Annotated in this window: 14 protein-coding genes, 1 pseudogene and 1 riboswitch; of the genes and pseudogenes, 4 read left to right on the top strand and 11 right to left on the bottom strand. The window is 68.4% G+C overall.

The annotated features are described in order from the left end of the window. Positions 1-6 precede the first annotated feature (6 nt). The 6 genes from ACIRP7_RS33030 to ACIRP7_RS33005 all read right to left on the bottom strand — a co-directional run bounded on the left by ACIRP7_RS33030 (position 7) and on the right by ACIRP7_RS33005 (position 7,243). Positions 7-1,368: an aminotransferase class V-fold PLP-dependent enzyme gene (locus ACIRP7_RS33030; protein WP_403666749.1), complete on the bottom strand. Its 1,362-nt coding sequence runs from the start codon at positions 1,366-1,368 to the stop codon at positions 7-9. 120 nt (positions 1,369-1,488) lie between these two features. Then, positions 1,489-1,605, bottom strand: a riboswitch (SAM riboswitch). A gap of 76 nt (positions 1,606-1,681) precedes the next feature. Beyond that, positions 1,682-2,746: an anthranilate phosphoribosyltransferase gene (gene trpD, locus ACIRP7_RS33025; RefSeq protein WP_403666746.1), complete on the bottom strand. Its 1,065-nt coding sequence runs from the start codon at positions 2,744-2,746 to the stop codon at positions 1,682-1,684. A gap of 329 nt (positions 2,747-3,075) precedes the next feature. Further along, entirely contained in the window at positions 3,076-4,713 is a 1,638-nt protein-coding gene (locus ACIRP7_RS33020; RefSeq protein WP_403666743.1) for a cytochrome bc complex cytochrome b subunit, read from the bottom strand. Then, positions 4,710-5,765, bottom strand: a complete 1,056-nt coding sequence (locus tag ACIRP7_RS33015) for a Rieske 2Fe-2S domain-containing protein (protein WP_403666740.1) — start codon at positions 5,763-5,765, stop codon at positions 4,710-4,712. The genes ACIRP7_RS33020 and ACIRP7_RS33015 overlap by 4 nt, the downstream gene beginning before the upstream one ends. Continuing rightward, positions 5,762-6,571, bottom strand: a complete 810-nt coding sequence (locus ACIRP7_RS33010) for a c-type cytochrome (protein WP_403666737.1) — start codon at positions 6,569-6,571, stop codon at positions 5,762-5,764. Before ACIRP7_RS33010 ends, ACIRP7_RS33015 begins: the two co-directional genes overlap by 4 nt. 60 nt (positions 6,572-6,631) lie before the next feature. Then, positions 6,632-7,243 carry a heme-copper oxidase subunit III gene (locus ACIRP7_RS33005; protein ID WP_403666735.1) on the bottom strand — a complete coding sequence of 204 codons (612 nt, stop codon included), beginning with the start codon at positions 7,241-7,243 and terminating at the stop codon, positions 6,632-6,634. Between the two features lie 153 nt (positions 7,244-7,396). Between ACIRP7_RS33005 and ACIRP7_RS33000 the strand changes: the two genes are divergently transcribed. Further along, the gene (locus ACIRP7_RS33000; protein WP_403666732.1) at positions 7,397-7,798 is read left to right on the top strand and encodes a hypothetical protein; all 402 of its coding nucleotides are present in this window, start codon (positions 7,397-7,399) and stop codon (positions 7,796-7,798) included. A 97-nt stretch (positions 7,799-7,895) separates the two neighbouring features. Here the strand turns inward: ACIRP7_RS33000 and ACIRP7_RS32995 are convergent, their stop codons facing one another. The 4 genes from ACIRP7_RS32995 to coxB all read right to left on the bottom strand — a co-directional run bounded on the left by ACIRP7_RS32995 (position 7,896) and on the right by coxB (position 12,379). Continuing rightward, positions 7,896-9,155 (bottom strand): Ig-like domain-containing protein, encoded by a 1,260-nt coding sequence (locus tag ACIRP7_RS32995; RefSeq protein ID WP_403666730.1) that lies wholly within the window; start codon positions 9,153-9,155, stop codon positions 7,896-7,898. Between the two features lie 130 nt (positions 9,156-9,285). Beyond that, positions 9,286-9,684: a cytochrome c oxidase subunit 4 gene (locus tag ACIRP7_RS32990; RefSeq protein ID WP_037719558.1), complete on the bottom strand. Its 399-nt coding sequence runs from the start codon at positions 9,682-9,684 to the stop codon at positions 9,286-9,288. Further along, a complete protein-coding gene (gene ctaD / locus ACIRP7_RS32985) occupies positions 9,681-11,423 on the bottom strand; it encodes a cytochrome c oxidase subunit I (RefSeq protein WP_403666726.1) in 1,743 nt (580 codons plus the stop codon). The genes ACIRP7_RS32990 and ctaD overlap by 4 nt, the downstream gene beginning before the upstream one ends. After that, positions 11,420-12,379 (bottom strand): cytochrome c oxidase subunit II, encoded by a 960-nt coding sequence (coxB, locus tag ACIRP7_RS32980; RefSeq protein WP_403666723.1) that lies wholly within the window; start codon positions 12,377-12,379, stop codon positions 11,420-11,422. The genes ctaD and coxB overlap by 4 nt, the downstream gene beginning before the upstream one ends. Before the next feature lie 246 nt (positions 12,380-12,625). Between coxB and ACIRP7_RS32975 the strand changes: the two genes are divergently transcribed. Then, positions 12,626-13,987: a cysteine desulfurase/sulfurtransferase TusA family protein gene (locus ACIRP7_RS32975; RefSeq protein ID WP_403666720.1), complete on the top strand. Its 1,362-nt coding sequence runs from the start codon at positions 12,626-12,628 to the stop codon at positions 13,985-13,987. 4 nt (positions 13,988-13,991) lie between these two features. Here the strand turns inward: ACIRP7_RS32975 and ACIRP7_RS32970 are convergent, their stop codons facing one another. Next, on the bottom strand, positions 13,992-14,966 hold the full coding sequence (locus tag ACIRP7_RS32970; protein ID WP_403666717.1) for a carbohydrate kinase family protein: 975 nt from the start codon (positions 14,964-14,966) through the stop codon (positions 13,992-13,994). 151 nt (positions 14,967-15,117) lie between these two features. Here ACIRP7_RS32970 and ACIRP7_RS32965 point away from each other — a divergent pair, with 151 nt between their 5' ends. After that, positions 15,118-15,327 carry a hypothetical protein gene (locus ACIRP7_RS32965; RefSeq protein WP_403666715.1) on the top strand — a complete coding sequence of 70 codons (210 nt, stop codon included), beginning with the start codon at positions 15,118-15,120 and terminating at the stop codon, positions 15,325-15,327. A 177-nt stretch (positions 15,328-15,504) separates the two neighbouring features. Then, a pseudogene (locus ACIRP7_RS32960) lies at positions 15,505-15,870 on the top strand (hypothetical protein); the annotation flags it as partial.

Raw genomic sequence — 15,870 nt, 5'->3', positions numbered from 1 at the left:
GGTCCGTCAGACGGCCGGGACGCAGCGGCCGTCCTCGGTGCGGTACGTCCACTTCGCACCGTCCGCGACCAGTTCCTTCACGGCCTGCACGAACCGCTCCACGTGCTCGTCCGGGGTGCCCGCGCCGAAGCTCACCCGGATCGCGTTGAGGGACTTCTCGCCGGGCGCGGCCTCGGGGGCACCGCACTCGCCCTGGGACTGCGGGTCGCTGCCGAGGAGGGTGCGCACGAGGGGGTGGGCGCAGAAGAGGCCGTCGCGGACGCCGATGCCGTACTCGGCGGAGAGGGCGGCGGCGAAGTGGGAGCTGTTCCAGCCCTCGACGACGAAGGAGATCACGCCGACGCGGGGGGCGTCGTCGCCGAAGAGGGACAGGACGCGGACCTCGGGGACCTCGGCGAGGCCCGCCTTCACCTTCTCGATCAGGTGCTGCTCGCGGGCGACCAGGGTGTCGAAGCCGGCCTCGGTCAGCGCCTTGCAGGCCGACGCGATGGAGTAGGCGCCGATGACGTTCGGGGAGCCGGCCTCGTGGCGGGCGGCGCTGTCGTGCCACTCCACGTCCACTCCGCCGTCCTCGCGCCGGGTGACCTTGCGGCTGGCGCCGCCGCCGACGAGGTAGGGGTCGGCGGCCCGGAGCCAGTCGGCGCGGCCGGCCAGGACGCCGGAGCCGAAGGGGGCGTAGAGCTTGTGGCCGGAGAAGGCGACCCAGTCGACGTCGAGGTCACGCACGCTCACCGGGTGGTGCGGGGCGAGCTGGGCCGCGTCGAGCACGATCCGGGCGCCGTGGGCGTGCGCGGCCGCCGCGAGTTCCCGTACGGGCCACAGCTCACCGGTGACGTTGGAGGCGCCGGTGACGCACACCAGGGCCGGGCCCCGGGGGTCCCGGTCGGCGAGGGCCTTCTCCAGGGTCTGGACGGCCTGGCGCGGGGTGCGCGGGGCGTCGAGGTAGCTGACCCGGGCGTCCTTCCAGGGCAGCAGGCTCGCGTGGTGCTCGGTCTCGAAGACGAAGACCTGACAGTCGGCGGGGAGCGCCGCGGCGAGGAGGTTGAGCGAGTCGGTGGTCGAGCGGGTGAAGATCAGCTGGTCGTCGTCGCGGCAGTCGAGGAACTCGGTGACGGTCCTGCGGGCGTTCTCGAACAGGTCGGTCGACAGCTGGGAGAGGTAGCCGGCCCCGCGGTGCACGCTGCCGTAGTAGGGGGCGTACGCCGCCACGTCGTCCCAGACCCGCTGGAGGGCCGGTGCGCTGGCCGCGTAGTCGAGGGCGGCGTAGGTGACTTCGCCGCCGGTGACCAGCGGTACGGTGACATCTCGTCCCAGAACGGGCAGGGGGGCACAAATGGTCTGGACGGCGGCAGCGGTGGAGACAGACATGGGGGACTCCCGTGAAAAGTGAAAGGTGAGAGGGGTGTGCGGAGGCGGGGCTCTGCGCCCTATCGCATTCGGTTGCTCACGGAAGACTCCTCGAACGACCAGGATCCCTGGCTCGTGAGGGATCCGCGCTTGCCGTAGACCTCGCTGCCTACGGCCTGGTCTTCACCCGGGGCACCCCGCCACGGACGGAGGGTTGCCGGACAGTCGGCCGGGGCCTCATGACTGTCACTCATGACCTGGTCAAAGAACGTACGGGAAATGATCGTCGTCCCGCAACCCGTGTCCGGATCGCGGGACGACACCCGGGTGGCCGCTACGCGTTGCTCGCGGCCACCCAGCGCTCCAGCGTCCGCTTCGCCGACCCCGAGTCGATCGCCTCGGCGGCCTTGTCCATCCCGGCCCTCAACTGCTCGGCCAGCGTCCCCGGACCGGGGTCCAGGGCCACCAGCGCGGCCGCCGAGTTCAGGAGTACGGCGTCCCGGACCGGGCCCTTCTCGCCGTCCAGCAGGCGGCGCGCGACCTCCGCGTTGTACACCGGGTCACCGCCCCGCAGGGCCTCCACCGGCACCAGGTCGAGGCCGGCGTCCCGGGGGTCGAAGCTCTCCTCGGTGACCTTGCCGTCGCGGACGATCCAGACGCGGGAGGTCGACGTGGTCGTCAGCTCGTCGAGGCCGTCGTCACCGCGGAAGACGAGGGAGGAGTGACCGCGCTCCGCGAAGACGCCCGCGACGACCGGCGCCATGCGGGGATCCGCGACCCCGACCGCCTGGGACCGCACGCGGGCGGGGTTGGTCAGCGGGCCGAGGATGTTGAACACCGTGCGGATGCCCAACTGGCCGCGGGCGGCGCCCGCGTGACGCAGCGCGGGGTGGAACTTGATCGCGAAGCAGAACGTGATCCCGGCCTCTCCGGCCACCTCGGCGACCCGCTGCGGGGTCAGCTCCAGGTTGACGCCGAGCTTCTCCAGGACGTCCGAGGCGCCGGACGCGGAGGAGGCGGCCCGGTTGCCGTGCTTGACGACCGTGGCGCCGGTGCCGGCCACGACGATCGCCGACATGGTGGAGATGTTGACGGTCTTGGCGCCGTCGCCGCCGGTGCCGACGATGTCCACCGTCCGCCCGGGGACTTCGATCACGTTGGCGTGCGCGTACATCGTCCGGACGAGTCCGTTGATCTCCTCGACCGTCTCGCCCTTGGCCCTGAGGGCGACCACGAAGCCGGCGATCTGCGCGTCGGTCGCCTCGCCCTGCATGATCCGGTCCATCGCCCACGCCGTCGCGTCGGCGCTCTGGTCACGGCCGTACAGCAGGGCGTTCAGTACCTCGGGCCAGGAACGGCCCGCCGCGGTGTCGCCTCCAGCGGGGGTCACAGCGCTCATGGGGCCGCTCCAGATGTCGTAGAAAAGTGTGCCCACACCCTATCCAGCGCGGAGCAGCGCAAAGGGCCCCGTCCGGCCTTCGGACGAACCCCTTCACCTCGGCCCCGCACGGCACGACCAGGGCCCTGTCCGGTGTGCAGGGCCGCCCTTCCACCACAGGCGGCCTGCTAACGGTTCGTCCTGGCGCGGAGTGACCGCAACCCCCCAGGGGCGCGGGGAACTGCGCGACCAGTCCCCACCGGCCCGCACCCGCCCCTCCTCGTGGCACGGCGAAGGGCCCGTCCGGGGTGTCGGACGGGCCCTACTACCGCGCGTGGCGAGCGCAGCGATCAGTGGTGGCCGTGGCCGCTCGTGATCTCCTTGTACTCCTCGACGGTGGGCTTGGCGATCTGGGACTCCTCGCCGTAGTACGCCTCGCTCAGCTTGGCGCGCAGCTTCTCGGAGCCCTTGACCTTGCGCTCGACGCCGTTGCCGTCGACCGTGGGGCCGATCTCGGCCGGCTTGTACTGCTCGTGCGCCGTGAGCGTGTGCAACTGCTCCTGGCTGAGCGGCTCGTGCACCTCGATGAACTCACCGTGCGGCAGGCGCTTGATGATGCCGGACTCGCGCCCGTGCAGCACCTTGTCCTTGTCCCGGCGCTGCAGGCCGAGGCAGATCCGCTTGGTGATGATGAAAGCCACGACCGGGGCGACGAAGAACGCGACCCGGACGAACCAGGTGATCGAGTTGATCGACAGGTGGAAGTGCGTGGCGATCAGGTCGTTGCCGCCACCGATCAGCAGCACCATGTACCAGGTGATCCAGGCGACACCGAACGCGGTACGCGTCGGAGCGTTGCGCGGCCGGTCCAGGATGTGGTGCTCGCGCTTGTCGCCGGTGACCCAGGACTCGATGAACGGGTAGACCGCGATCGCGACCAGGACCAGCGGGAAGATGACCAGCGGGATGAACACGCCCAGGACGAGCGTGTGACCCCAGAAGTTGATCTCCCAGCCCGGCATGACACGGATCAGGCCCTCGGAGAAGCCCATGTACCAGTCGGGCTGGGCGCCCGTGGACACCATGTCCGGCCGGTAGGGGCCCATGGCCCAGATCGGGTTGATCGAGGCGATCGCCGCGATGGCCGCGATGACACCGAAGACCAGGAAGAAGAAGCCTCCGGCCTTGGCCATGTAGACCGGCAGCAGCGGCATGCCGACGACGTTGTTGTTCGTCTTTCCGGGGCCCGCGAACTGCGTGTGCTTGTGGTAGAAGACCAGGATCAGGTGGCCGACGACCAGGCCGAGCATGATGCCCGGCAGCAGCAGCACGTGGATCGAGTAGAAGCGGGACACGAAGTCGCCGCCCGGGAACTCGCCGCCGAAGAGGAAGAACGACATGTACGTGCCGACGATCGGCACGGACAGGATCGCGCCCTCCATGAAGCGGACACCGGTGCCGGACAGCAGGTCGTCCGGGAGTGAGTAGCCGGTGAAGCCGGTGAACATGCCGAGGACGAACAGCAGGAAGCCGAACAGCCAGTTGACCTCACGCGGCTTGCGGAACGCGCCCGTGAAGAACACGCGCATCATGTGCACGAACATGCCCGCGAGGAAGATCAGCGCCGCCCAGTGGTGGATCTGCCGGATCAGCAGACCACCGCGCACATCGAAGGAGATGTGCATGGTGGAGTTGAACGCCTCGGACATCAGCTGGCCCTGCAGCGGGACGTAGCTGCCGTGGTACTCCACCTCGTTCATCGACGGGTGGAAGAACAGCGTCAGGTACACACCCGTGAGGATGATGATGATGAAGCTGTAGAGGCAGACCTCACCCAACATGAACGACCAGTGGTCGGGGAAGATCTTGCGCATGTTGGACTTGGCCAGGGAGTAGATCCCCAGTCGGCCGTCGGCCCAGTCGGCGACCTTCTCGCCGGCCGGTGCCTTCCCGCGTGCGCGGGACTCGGAGGTCTCTTTAGTACTCATCCGCGCTCCCAGAATGCAGGACCGACGGGCTCCTCGAAGTCGCCGAGCGCTTCGAGGTAACCCTGGTCGTTCACGCCGATGCGCAGCTGCGGCAGGGCGTGACCGGCGGGGCCGAAGATCACCCGGGCACCGTCGGAGAGGTCGAAGGTGGACTGGTGGCAGGGGCAGAGCACGTGGTGCGTCTGCTGCTCGTACAGGGAGATCGGGCAACCGACGTGGGTGCAGATCTTCGAGTACGCGACGATTCCCTCGTACGACCACTCGAGCTCGCGCTTGTCCTTGATGTTGTCCGGCTGGATGCGGACGATCATCAGGGCGGCCTTGGCGATCTCGGTCTGGAACTGCTCGTCGTGCTCCTCCAGGCCCTCGGGCTTGGCGAAGGTCAGCGAGCCGACCTGGACGTCGGAGGGGCGCAGCGGCTCGTTGGTGTTCATGTTGACGAGCTGGAGGCCCTTGCGCCACATGGTGTGGCGGAGCTTGGTGCCGGGCAGCGGGCCGAGGTCGCGCAACAGCATGACGCCGGAGAGCGGGAACAGGGCCAGCGCGCCGAACATCGTGTTGCGGATCAGCTTGCGACGGCCGAGCGCCGACTCCTTGGCGCCCTGCTTGAAGTCCGCGTGGACCTTCGCGCGGACCTCGGGGGGCGCCTCGATCGCGTGACGCTCGTCGGCGATCTCCTCGTCGGACATCAGGGTGCGGGCCCAGTGGACCGCGCCCGCGCCGATCGAGAAGAGGGCGAGACCGAGGGTCAGGCCCAGCGCGAAGTTCAGCGCGTTGATGTGCCCGATCGGAAAGACGTAGATCGACTCGTCGTGGGGGATGCCCACGTACGAGGCGATGAACCCGACGGTGGCCAGCATCGACACCGTGAACAGCATGGCCACCACGCGCTCGGACCGCCTGGCGGCCCGCTCGTCGATGTCCTGCACCCGGTGCTCGTGGGGCGGGAGGCCGGGGTCCGCGAAGGGGTGCTTCTCGTCCGCCACGCCTACCGCGCCGTGCGCGTCCTGCTCTGCGGGCAGGTTCTCTTCTGGAATGTCTTGGCTACTCATGACTTCTTGGCCTTTGCGGTCCGAGCGGCGACCCAGACGGCGACCGCGATCAGCGCGCCGAGGCCGAAGATCCAGGCGAACAGGCCTTCGGAGACCGGGCCGAGACCGCCCAGCTCAAGGCCGCCGGGGCTCACGGAGTCGTCGCCGTTGACCGCGTTCAGGTACGCGATGATGTCCTTCTTGTTCTGCTCCGACAGCGTCGTGTCGGGGAACGACGGCATGTTCTGCGGGCCGGTCTGCATGGCCTCGTAGATGTGCTTCGGGGAGACACCCTCGAGGTCCGGTGCGAACTTGCCGTGCGTCAGCGCGCCGCCCTTGCCGGTGAAGTTGTGGCACTGCGCGCAGTTGGTGCGGAACAGCTCGCCGCCCTTGGCGATGTCGGCGCCGTCGGGGCCGTACTGCGCCTTGGTCGGGATGGACGGACCGGAACCCAGCGAGGAGACGTACGCGGCCAGCTGGTCGATCTCGGCCTGTGTGTAGATGACCTTCTTGCGCGGAACCTGCGGGCCCGGCTGCTGGGCCGGCATACGGCCGGTGCCGACCTGGAAGTCGACGGCCGCGGCGCCCACGCCGACGAGGCTCGGTCCGTCGGAGGATCCCTGACCGCCGGTGCCGTGGCAGCTGGCGCAGCCTACGGCGAAGAGCTTCTTGCCCTCGTCGATGGCCAGGGACTGGGCGGTTTCATCTGCCTTCGCCTTGTCCGCGGGGGCGAACACGGCGTACAGCCCCCCGGTGCATGCCAGCGCGAGGAGTAGGACGACGAGCGCCGCCAGCGGGTGGCGTCGTCGTGCGGAGAGCTTTTTCACGGATTACCCCGGTGTCAGGATCTTCTGCGTCGATGCTTGCGATGTCGGGAGCGGGCCCGGCTACTTGATCATGTAGATCGTGGCGAAGAGGCCGATCCAGACGACGTCGACGAAGTGCCAGTAGTAGGACACGACGATGGCCGCGGTCGCCTGTTCGTGGGTGAACCTCTTGGCCGCGTAGGTACGCCCGAGAACGAACAGGAACGCGATGAGGCCGCCCGTCACGTGCATGCCGTGGAAGCCGGTGGTCAGGTAGAACACCGAGCCGTACGGATCGGAGGAGAGCGAGAGCCCGTCCTTCTTCACCAGCTCCGTGTACTCGTAGATCTGACCGCCGATGAAGATCGCGCCCATGATGAAGGTGATGATGAACCAGCCCCGGAGCTTCTTCACGTCACCGCGCTCGGCTGCGAAGACGCCGAGCTGGCAGGTGAGGGAGGAGAGCACCAGGATCGTGGTGTTCGTCGCCGAGAACGGGAAGTTCAGGCTGGACGCCATTTCCTTCCAGTGGTCGGGACCCGTCACCGATCGCAGGGTGAAGTACATCGCGAAGAGGGCCGCGAAGAACATCAGCTCGGAACTCAGCCAGATGATGGTTCCGACGCTGGTGAGGTTCGGCCGGTTGACCGATGGGTGCGCGTGCCCGGTTGTCTCTGTCGTTGCTGTCGCCACGCCGACATTATGTCGGTCGCTTATCCCGCCCTCACCCCGGGGGGTGCCGTTCGGAGTGTCTTGCTCCTTCATACCGGTGTTGACGTGGTGTTCAAGGGAGTAGCATCCGGCCCAACGGGCCTGTCCTTACGACGCTGACGTCACGGAGGAACAATGCAGCCGACCGCCACGGTGCTGGTCTACAGCGACGATTCCAACACCCGCGAGCAGGTGCGGCTCGCCTCCGGCAGGCGACCGGCTCCGGACGTCCCGTTGGTGGAGTTCCTGGAGTGCGCCACGCCCGCGGCGGTGCTGAAGGAGCTGGACAAGGGCGGGATCGACGTCTGTGTGCTGGACGGGGAGGCCGTGCCGATGGGGGGCATGGGCCTGTGCCGGCAGATCAAGGACGAGGTGTTCAACTGCCCGCCGGTGCTGTTGCTGATCGGGCGGCCGCAGGACGCGTGGCTGGCGACGTGGAGCCGGGCGGAGGCCGCGGTGGCCCATCCGGTGGATCCGGTGGAGTTCGCGGCGGCGCTGGCTTCTTTGCTGCGGAACAAGAAGGCTCTGAGCGCCTGAGAGCTCGGGGTGCGGAGTTCGATGGCGGCTGCGGGCCCGTAGTGGCTGGTCGCGCAGTTCCCCGCGCCCCTGAAGGGGCGCTGCCCCTGAGCCTCCTCTAGACGCTCTGCGGCCTCAGCCTCGCCACCTGCTCCGCGCTCGGGGCGTCCGGGGTTCCTGCCACCAGGGCACTGCCGTCGCGCCACTTCTTCCAGTCCATGTTCCAGTCGCCGAAGCCGTTGCCGAAGGGCTCCATGGTGTTGCCGTCCGAGTTGACGACCTGCACCACGTCGCCCTCGTGGACCGTGTCGAAGAACCACTCGGCGTTGGACGTGCTCATGCCGGTGCAGCCGTGGCTGACGTTGGCGTAGCCCTGGGAGCCGACCGACCAGGGGGCGGCGTGGACGTACTCGCCGCTCCAGGTGAGGCGGGTGGCGTAGTAGACCGGCAGGTCGTACGACTCCGAGGAGCCCTCGGCGATGCCGATGCTGGTGCCGCGCATACGTACGAAGTACTCCTTGCCGAGTACGACCTTGACGCCGTTGCGGGTCTCGAAGCCGGGCTTGCCCGTGGTGACCGGGAGCTCCTTGATGACCTCCTCGTTCTTGTAGACCGTCATCGAGTGTGACGAGGCGTCCGTCACGGCGATGATGCGCTCGCCGGTGGTCAGCTTCAGGGCCTTGCCCTTGCCGCCCCAGAGCCGGTCGCCGATCTTGATGCCCTCCAGGTCGCTGCGGACCTGGATCGTGGCGTGGGCGGGCCAGTACTCCTTGGGCCGGTAGTGGAGTTCCTTGTCGTCCACCCAGTGCCAGGCGCCGGCCACGGCCGGCGTGGAGTCGACCCTGAGCGCGCGCTCGACGACGGCCCGCTGAGCCTTGTCCTTGACCGGCTTGTCCAGCTTGGCGGTGACGGGCTGGCCGACGCCGTACGTGCCCGACTTGGGGCCGAAGGTGACGTTCAGGCGCTTCTTGCCCAGGGGCTTGCTGGTGTCGAAGTCGAGGATCTTGCGGCCCGGTGCCCCGTCGTCGTCCTCGGTGCTCACCCGGACGACGTAATGGGCGTTTGCGGCCAGCGGGGAGGTGCTGCGCCAGCGGGTGCCGTCGGCGGAGAGTTCGCCCGCCAGATAGCGGCCTGTGGCGTCCGTGGCCGTGACGTCGGTGATGCGGCCGTCGTCCTCGGCGGTCACCTCGAGCGGCTTGTCCGGGTCGGCCTTCTTGCCGTCGCCCGTGGGCGCGTTGAAGGCGATCTGGTCCGCCGCGTCGTAGGGCGTGGCCGCCAGCGGGTTCCCGTCGGACCCACAGGCGGCGGCGCTCACGCCGAGGGCGGTCACCAGCAGCGTGCAGCTCACGACGGTGCGGGTACGCGGTGCGTGGTTCATGACTTCACGCTAGGAAGCCCCGTCAAGAACGGCACGGCGGGTGACTCGTACGGGGGATCCCGATTACGGCAAAAGCAGGAGCCCGGACGCTCCTCGCGGAGTGTCCGGGCTCTGTCGAGCTCAGCTCGTGCTACTGCGTGCGGTTCTCACCGCGGTAGTACTCGAAGACCCAGCCGTACAGGCCGACCAGGATCACCGGCACCGAGAAGTACAGCAGCCACCAGCCGATCGCGACCGACAGGAAGGCGAGGGCGCCGCCGAAGCCGAGGGCGAGCGGCTGCCAGCTGTGCGGGCTGAAGAACCCGACCTCGCCGGCGTCGTCCGCGACGTCGGCCTCCTTGTTGTCCTGCGCGCCGGCGTCCACCCGCTTGGCCGTGAAGCCCAGGTAGAAGCCGATCATGATGGACAGGCCGAAGGCCAGGAAGAGCGCGGTGGTACCGGCCGGCTCCTTCGACCACACGCCATAGACGATCGCCATGGCGAGGATGAAGATGCTCAGCCAGAAGAACATCCGTCCCTGGATCTTCACTTGCCGGCCTCCTTGCCGCCGTTGCCGGCCAGAGCCTTCTCACCGTGACCGGCGTTCTCGAGCTGGTCGAGAGCGGCGATCTCGGGGTGGTGCAGGTCGAACGCCGGGGATTCGCTGCGGATCCTCGGCAGGGTGAGGAAGTTGTGGCGCGGCGGCGGGCAGGAGGTCGCCCACTCGAGCGAGCGGCCGTAGCCCCACGGGTCGTCGACGCCGACCGGCTTGCCGTACTTGGCCGTCTTCCACACGTTGTAGAGGAACGGCAGGATCGACAGGCCGAGCACGAAGGAGCTGATCGTCGAGATCGTGTTCAGGGCGGTGAAGCCGTCGGCCGCCAGATAGTCGGCGTACCGGCGGGGCATGCCCTCGGCGCCCAGCCAGTGCTGGACCAGGAAGGTGCCGTGGAAGCCGATGAACAGCGTCCAGAACGTGATCTTGCCGAGGCGCTCGTCGAGCATCTTGCCGGTGAACTTCGGCCACCAGAAGTGGAAGCCGGAGAACATCGCGAAGACGACGGTGCCGAAGACGACGTAGTGGAAGTGCGCCACCACGAAGTACGAGTCCGAGACGTGGAAGTCCATCGGGGGCGAGGCCAGGATGACACCGGTCAGACCACCGAAGGTGAAGGTGATCAGGAAGCCGGTGGCCCAGAGCATCGGGGTCTCGAAACTCAGGGACCCCTTCCACATCGTTCCGATCCAGTTGAAGAACTTCACGCCGGTCGGTACGGCGATGAGGAACGTCATGAAGGAGAAGAACGGCAGGAGCACACCGCCGGTGACGTACATGTGGTGGGCCCACACCGTCACGGACAGGCCCGCGATCGCGATGGTCGCCGCGATCAGACCCATGTAGCCGAACATCGGCTTGCGGGAGAAGACCGGGATGACCTCGGAGATGATGCCGAAGAACGGCAGGGCGATGATGTACACCTCTGGATGGCCGAAGAACCAGAAGAGGTGCTGCCAGAGCAACGCTCCGCCGTTCGCGGCGTCGAAGACGTGTGCCCCGAATTTCCGATCCGCCTCCAGCGCGAACAGCGCGGCGGCGAGGACGGGGAAGGCGAGCAGGACCAGCACCGCGGTCAGCAGCACGTTCCACACGAAGATCGGCATGCGGAACATGGTCATGCCGGGCGCGCGCATGCAGATGATCGTGGTGATGAAGTTGACCGCGCCGAGGATCGTGCCGAAGCCGGAGAAGGCCAGACCCATGATCCACAGGTCGGCGCCGACGCCCGGCGAGCGGACCGCGTCCGACAGCGGGGAGTAGGCGAACCAGCCGAAGTCGGCCGCGCCCTGCGGGGTCAGGAAGCCGCCCACCGCGATCGTCGAGCCGAACAGGTAGAGCCAGTAGGCGAACATGTTCAGCCGCGGGAACGCCACGTCGGGCGCGCCGATCTGCAGCGGCATGATCCAGTTGGTGAAGCCGGCGAACAGCGGCGTCGCGAACATCAGCAGCATGATCGTGCCGTGCATCGTGAACGCCTGGTTGAACTGCTCGTTCGACATGATCTGCAGACCCGGCCGGGCCAGCTCGGCGCGCATGAGGAGCGCCATCACGCCGCCGATGATGAAGAACGCGAACGACGTGGCCAGGTACATCGTGCCGATCGTCTTGTGGTCAGTGGTGGTGAGCCACTTGATGACCACGCTGCCGCGGTTCTGGCGCCGGACCGGCAGCTCGTCCGTGTAGTGGGACCCTGCCGCCGCGGCACCCTGGGGTTCGTTGAGGATGCTCACAGGTTCGTCGTCTCCCGGTCCTTCTCGTGGGCGGTCTGCTCGATGCCCGCGGGAACGTAACCGGTCTGCCCCTTCTTCGCGAGGTCCTTGAGGTGCTGCTCGTAGCGCTCGGGGGAAACGACCTTCACGTTGAACAGCATCCGGGAGTGGTCGACGCCGCAGAGCTCGGCGCACTTGCCCATGAAGGTGCCCTCCTTGTTCGGAGTCACCTCGAAGGCGTTGGTGTGACCCGGGATGACGTCCTGCTTCATCAGGAACGGCACCACCCAGAAGGAGTGGATGACGTCACGCGAGGTGAGGACGAAGCGGACCGTCTTGCCCTTGGGGAGCCAGAGGGTCGGGCCCGGATTGCCGGTCTGCGGGTTCCGCGTGGCGGGCGTCCCGAAGTCGTAGACACCGCCGGCGTTCGCCGGGAAGTCGTCCTTGAACCGGGTCGGAATCGCGTCCAGGTTCTTGTCCGTCTTCGCGTCACCCGTGGAGCCCGCGACGGGCGTGATGTAGTTGAAGGCCCAGCTCCACTGGTAGCCGACGACGTTGATGGTGACGTCGGGCTCCTTCTTGAGGCTGAGGAGCTTCGACTCGTCGCGGGCCGTGAAGTAGAAGAGGACCGAGACGATCACCAGCGGAACCACGGTGTACAGCGCCTCGATGGGCATGTTGTACCGGGTCTGCGGAGGAACCTCGACCTTGGTGCGGCTGCGCCGGTGGAAGATGGCGCTCCAGATGATCAGACCCCACACCAGCACGCCAACGGCGAGCGCGGCAGCCCAGGAGCCCTGCCACAGGGAGAGGATCCGCGGAGCCTCTTCCGTGGTCGGGGTGGGCATACCAAGGCGGGGGAAGTCCTTGTATGTGCAACCGGTGGCGGTCGCCAGGACCAGGCCCGCGGTCATTGCCTGCAGCAGCTTCCGCCGCATCGGGCGCCGCGGCGAGCGGTCGGAGCCGTTGGGACTCACGTAGCGCCTTCCCGAGAGTCTCGCCCGCGCGGAGTGGCTGCGGCCTGGCCTTACTCGGTGGTCGGTCGCCGGCCTGCGTCGGGCAGGGGTTTGGATGTTTATGCGGACCAAACCCTAGCCGACGCCCTCCGGGGGTTCAGCGGGAGGGGTGCCTAGTGGGTGGGTTGGTTCGCTGGATTGGCGGCTGCGGGTTGTTTGTGGTTGATCGCGCCGTTCCCCGCGCCCCTGGGGGGTTAGCGTGGCTGTGTGTCATATTTCGACGCTGCTTCCAGTGCGCCTCTTCATCCCGTTGCTCGCCTGGCGCTGTTGGCCTCTCTGGATGAAGGGTGGGCTGATCCCTCGCGTCTCTACCGGGAGGGGCGGCGGGCTCGGTTGTTGCTGGATGCTGCTCGGGAGGCCGCTGCCGAGGCTGTGGGGTGTCGGCCCGATGAGCTGACGTTCACCTCTTCGGGGACGCGGGCCGTGCACGACGGGATCGCGGGGGCACTGGCCGGGCGGCGGCGGATCGGACGTCACCTGATCGTGTCAGCTGTCGAACACTCCTCGGTGCTCCATTCGGCGGAGCCGTTCGACGTGACCGAGGTGCCGGTGGACCGCACGGGAGCCGTGAGTCCGCGGTCGTACGCCGATGCTCTGCGCCCGGACACCGCGCTGGCCTGCCTTCAGTCGGCCAACCACGAGGTGGGGACCGTGCAGCCGGTGGCCGAGGTGGCCGACGTGTGCCGGGAGGCCGGGGTGCCGTTGCTGGTGGACGCGGCGCAGTCGCTGGGGTGGGAGCCGGTGGACGGCGCCTGGTCCCTGTTGACGGCCAGCGCGCACAAGTGGGGCGGCCCGTCGGGGGTGGGCCTGCTCGCCGTACGGAAAGGTGTCCGGTTCTCGCCCCGGGGACCGGCCGACGAACGCGAGTCGGGGCGGGCGCCCGGGTTCGAGAACCTGCCGGCGATCGTCGCGGCGGCGGCATCGCTGCGGGCGGTGCGGGCCGAGGCGGCCCAGGAGGCCGTACGGCTGCGGGAACTGACGGCGCGGATCCGTTCGCGGGTGCCGCGGCTGGTGCCGGATGTGGACGTGGTGGGCGATGCCGAACGGCGGCTGCCCGGGATCGTCACCTTCTCCTGTCTCTATGTCGATGGAGAGACCCTGCTGCACGAGCTGGACCGGGCGGGTTTCTCCGTTTCCTCCGGATCGTCCTGCACCAGCAGCACGCTGACGCCCAGCCATGTGCTGAAGGCGATGGGGGTGCTGAGTGAGGGAAACGTGCGGGTTTCGTTGCCGCCGGGGACGACGTCCGAGGAGGTCGACCGCTTTCTGGAGGTGTTGCCGGGGGCGGTGACCGCGGTCCGGGAGAAGCTGGGGGCGCCGACGCCTTCGGCTGTCGTCCGTGAGGACGCCCTGGTCGTGGACGCCCTGGGCAAGCGGTGCCCCATCCCGGTCATCGAACTGGCGAAGGTGATCGGGGACGTGCCGGTGGGCGGGACGGTCCGGGTCCTGTCGGACGACGAGGCGGCCCGGCTGGACATCCCGGCGTGGTGCGAGATGCGGGAGCAGGCGTACGTGGGGGAAGAACCGGCGGACCAGGGTTCGGTGTACGTGGTCCGCCGGATCTCCTAGCCGGTCAGCCGAGGTGGGTGCGGACCTCGTCGGCCGCCTCGTCGCCGTACGCCTTGGTGAAGCGCTCCATGAAGTTGCCCCGCCGCAGCCGGTACTCCTGCGTGCCCACCGTCTCGATGACGAGCGTGGCCAGCATGCAGCCCACCTGGGCCGCGCGCTCCAGGGAGACGCCCCAGGCGAGCCCCGACAGGAATCCGGCGCGGAACGCGTCACCGACGCCCGTCGGGTCGGCCTTGCGCTCCTCCTCCGCGCAGCCGACGACGATCGGCTCCGCGCCGGCCCGGTCGATCCGCACCCCCTGCGCGCCGAGCGTCGTGACCCGGTGGCCGACCTTCGCGAGGATCTCCTCGTCGGACCAGCCCGTCTTGGACTCGATGAGCCCCTTCTCGTACTCGTTGGAGAAGAGGTATGTGGCGCCTTCCAGCAGGATCCGGATCTCGTCGCCGTTCATCCGGGCGATCTGCTGGGAGAAGTCCGCGGCGAACGGGATGCCGCGGGAGCGGCACTCCTCGGTGTGGCGGAGCATCGCCTCAGGGTCGTCGGCGCCGATGAGGACGAGGTCGAGGCCGTCCACGCGGTCGGCGACTGTCTTGAGCTCGATCTGCCGGGCCTCGCTCATCGCGCCCGTGTAGAAGGAGCCGATCTGGTTGTGGTCGGAGTCCGTGGTGCACACGAAGCGGGCGGTGTGCAGCGTCTCGGAGATACGGACGGACGCGGTGTCGACGCCGTGCCGGTCCAGCCAGGCGCGGTACTCGTCGAAGTCGAAGCCCGCGGCGCCGACGAGGATCGGCTTCGTGCCGAGCTGGCCCATGCCGAAGGCGATGTTCGCGCCGACACCTCCCCGGCGTACGTCGAGGTTGTCGACCAGGAAGGAGAGCGAGACCGTGTGCAGCTGGTCCGCGACGAGCTGGTCGGCGAAGCGGCCGGGGAACGTCATGAGGTGGTCGGTGGCGATGGAGCCGGTGACTGCGATACGCACGGCGAGGCTCTCCAGAAGAAGGGTGTATTGACGCTTCACGCTATCGGGTCCGTATGGAGTACTGCGAGGAGGCCGACGGCGCGGTGAAGCAGGTAAAACTACCCGATAGTAGATCTTTCTTCGCGAGCTCCGGCGTGCCTACGGTTCCCACATGACGAACCTTGAGCTGTACACCTCCGCCCCGGCCGACCTGGACGGTGACCTCGCCTCGCTGCGCGGTGACTGCGCCCGGATGGCTCCGCACTGGGCGGCTCCGGACCGGATCGTGGCGCTTCCGGTCTCTCCCTCGCTCATCCACGGTGTGACGGTTCCCGAGGGGTCCGCCCGGGTGCTGGAGGCCATGTCGGAGTACGGCGACTGAGCCACGGCGCCGAGGCAGGGCGCGTGCGTCGGCGCGTTCGAGGGAACCGCGCGCTCCCCCGCTGCGTCCCATCGCCGTCCCCCGGAAAGGGGATGCGGGATACGACCCGTTTGCCGACCTTTTTGACAGGGCCGGGTCAGGGTCGAGGGACAGTTGCGCAGCAGAAGGAGCGATGCGGTGAACACCGAGCGACCCGACAACAACGACCCCGGCGAGACCTCCGACGCCGGGGACGAGAGCGCTGCGAAAGCGCGGGGTGCCGGTGGGCCGAGCGGTACCGAAGCGCAGGACGGCGGCGAGGCGAGTGGCGCTGCGGAGGAGCGGGGGTCCGAGGCTCCCGGTGACGAGGGGACGAGCGGCTCCGAGGCCGGTCACAGTGGTGGAACCGAGGGCACGGAGAACGCCGGAGGTGCCGCCGCGGACTCGCCGGAGGACGAGGACGCCGGGGGTGTCGCCGACGCCGACTCGGACGACTCCCCGGGCTCCGACAGCGAAGCCACCGCTGCCGCTGCCACCGAGTCCGAGGCCGGTCACAGTGGTGGA

This window comes from Streptomyces sp. NPDC102270 (genome assembly GCF_044766405.1).
Lineage (GTDB): Bacteria > Actinomycetota > Actinomycetes > Streptomycetales > Streptomycetaceae > Streptomyces.
This window is presented reverse-complemented; position numbering and strand designations above follow the sequence as displayed.

Bases quoted from the DNA above. Each gene is read 5' to 3' on its own strand.
- ACIRP7_RS33030 (WP_403666749.1), bottom strand. From the start codon at position 1,368: ATGTCTGTCTCCACCGCTGCCGCCGTCCAGACCATTTGTGCCCCCCTG.
- trpD (WP_403666746.1), bottom strand. From the start codon at position 2,746: ATGAGCGCTGTGACCCCCGCTGGAGGCGACACCGCGGCGGGCCGTTCC.
- ACIRP7_RS33020 (WP_403666743.1), bottom strand. From the start codon at position 4,713: ATGAGTACTAAAGAGACCTCCGAGTCCCGCGCACGCGGGAAGGCACCG.
- ACIRP7_RS33015 (WP_403666740.1), bottom strand. From the start codon at position 5,765: ATGAGTAGCCAAGACATTCCAGAAGAGAACCTGCCCGCAGAGCAGGAC.
- ACIRP7_RS33000 (WP_403666732.1), top strand. From the start codon at position 7,397: ATGCAGCCGACCGCCACGGTGCTGGTCTACAGCGACGATTCCAACACC.
- ACIRP7_RS32995 (WP_403666730.1), bottom strand. From the start codon at position 9,155: ATGAACCACGCACCGCGTACCCGCACCGTCGTGAGCTGCACGCTGCTG.
- ACIRP7_RS32965 (WP_403666715.1), top strand. From the start codon at position 15,118: ATGACGAACCTTGAGCTGTACACCTCCGCCCCGGCCGACCTGGACGGT.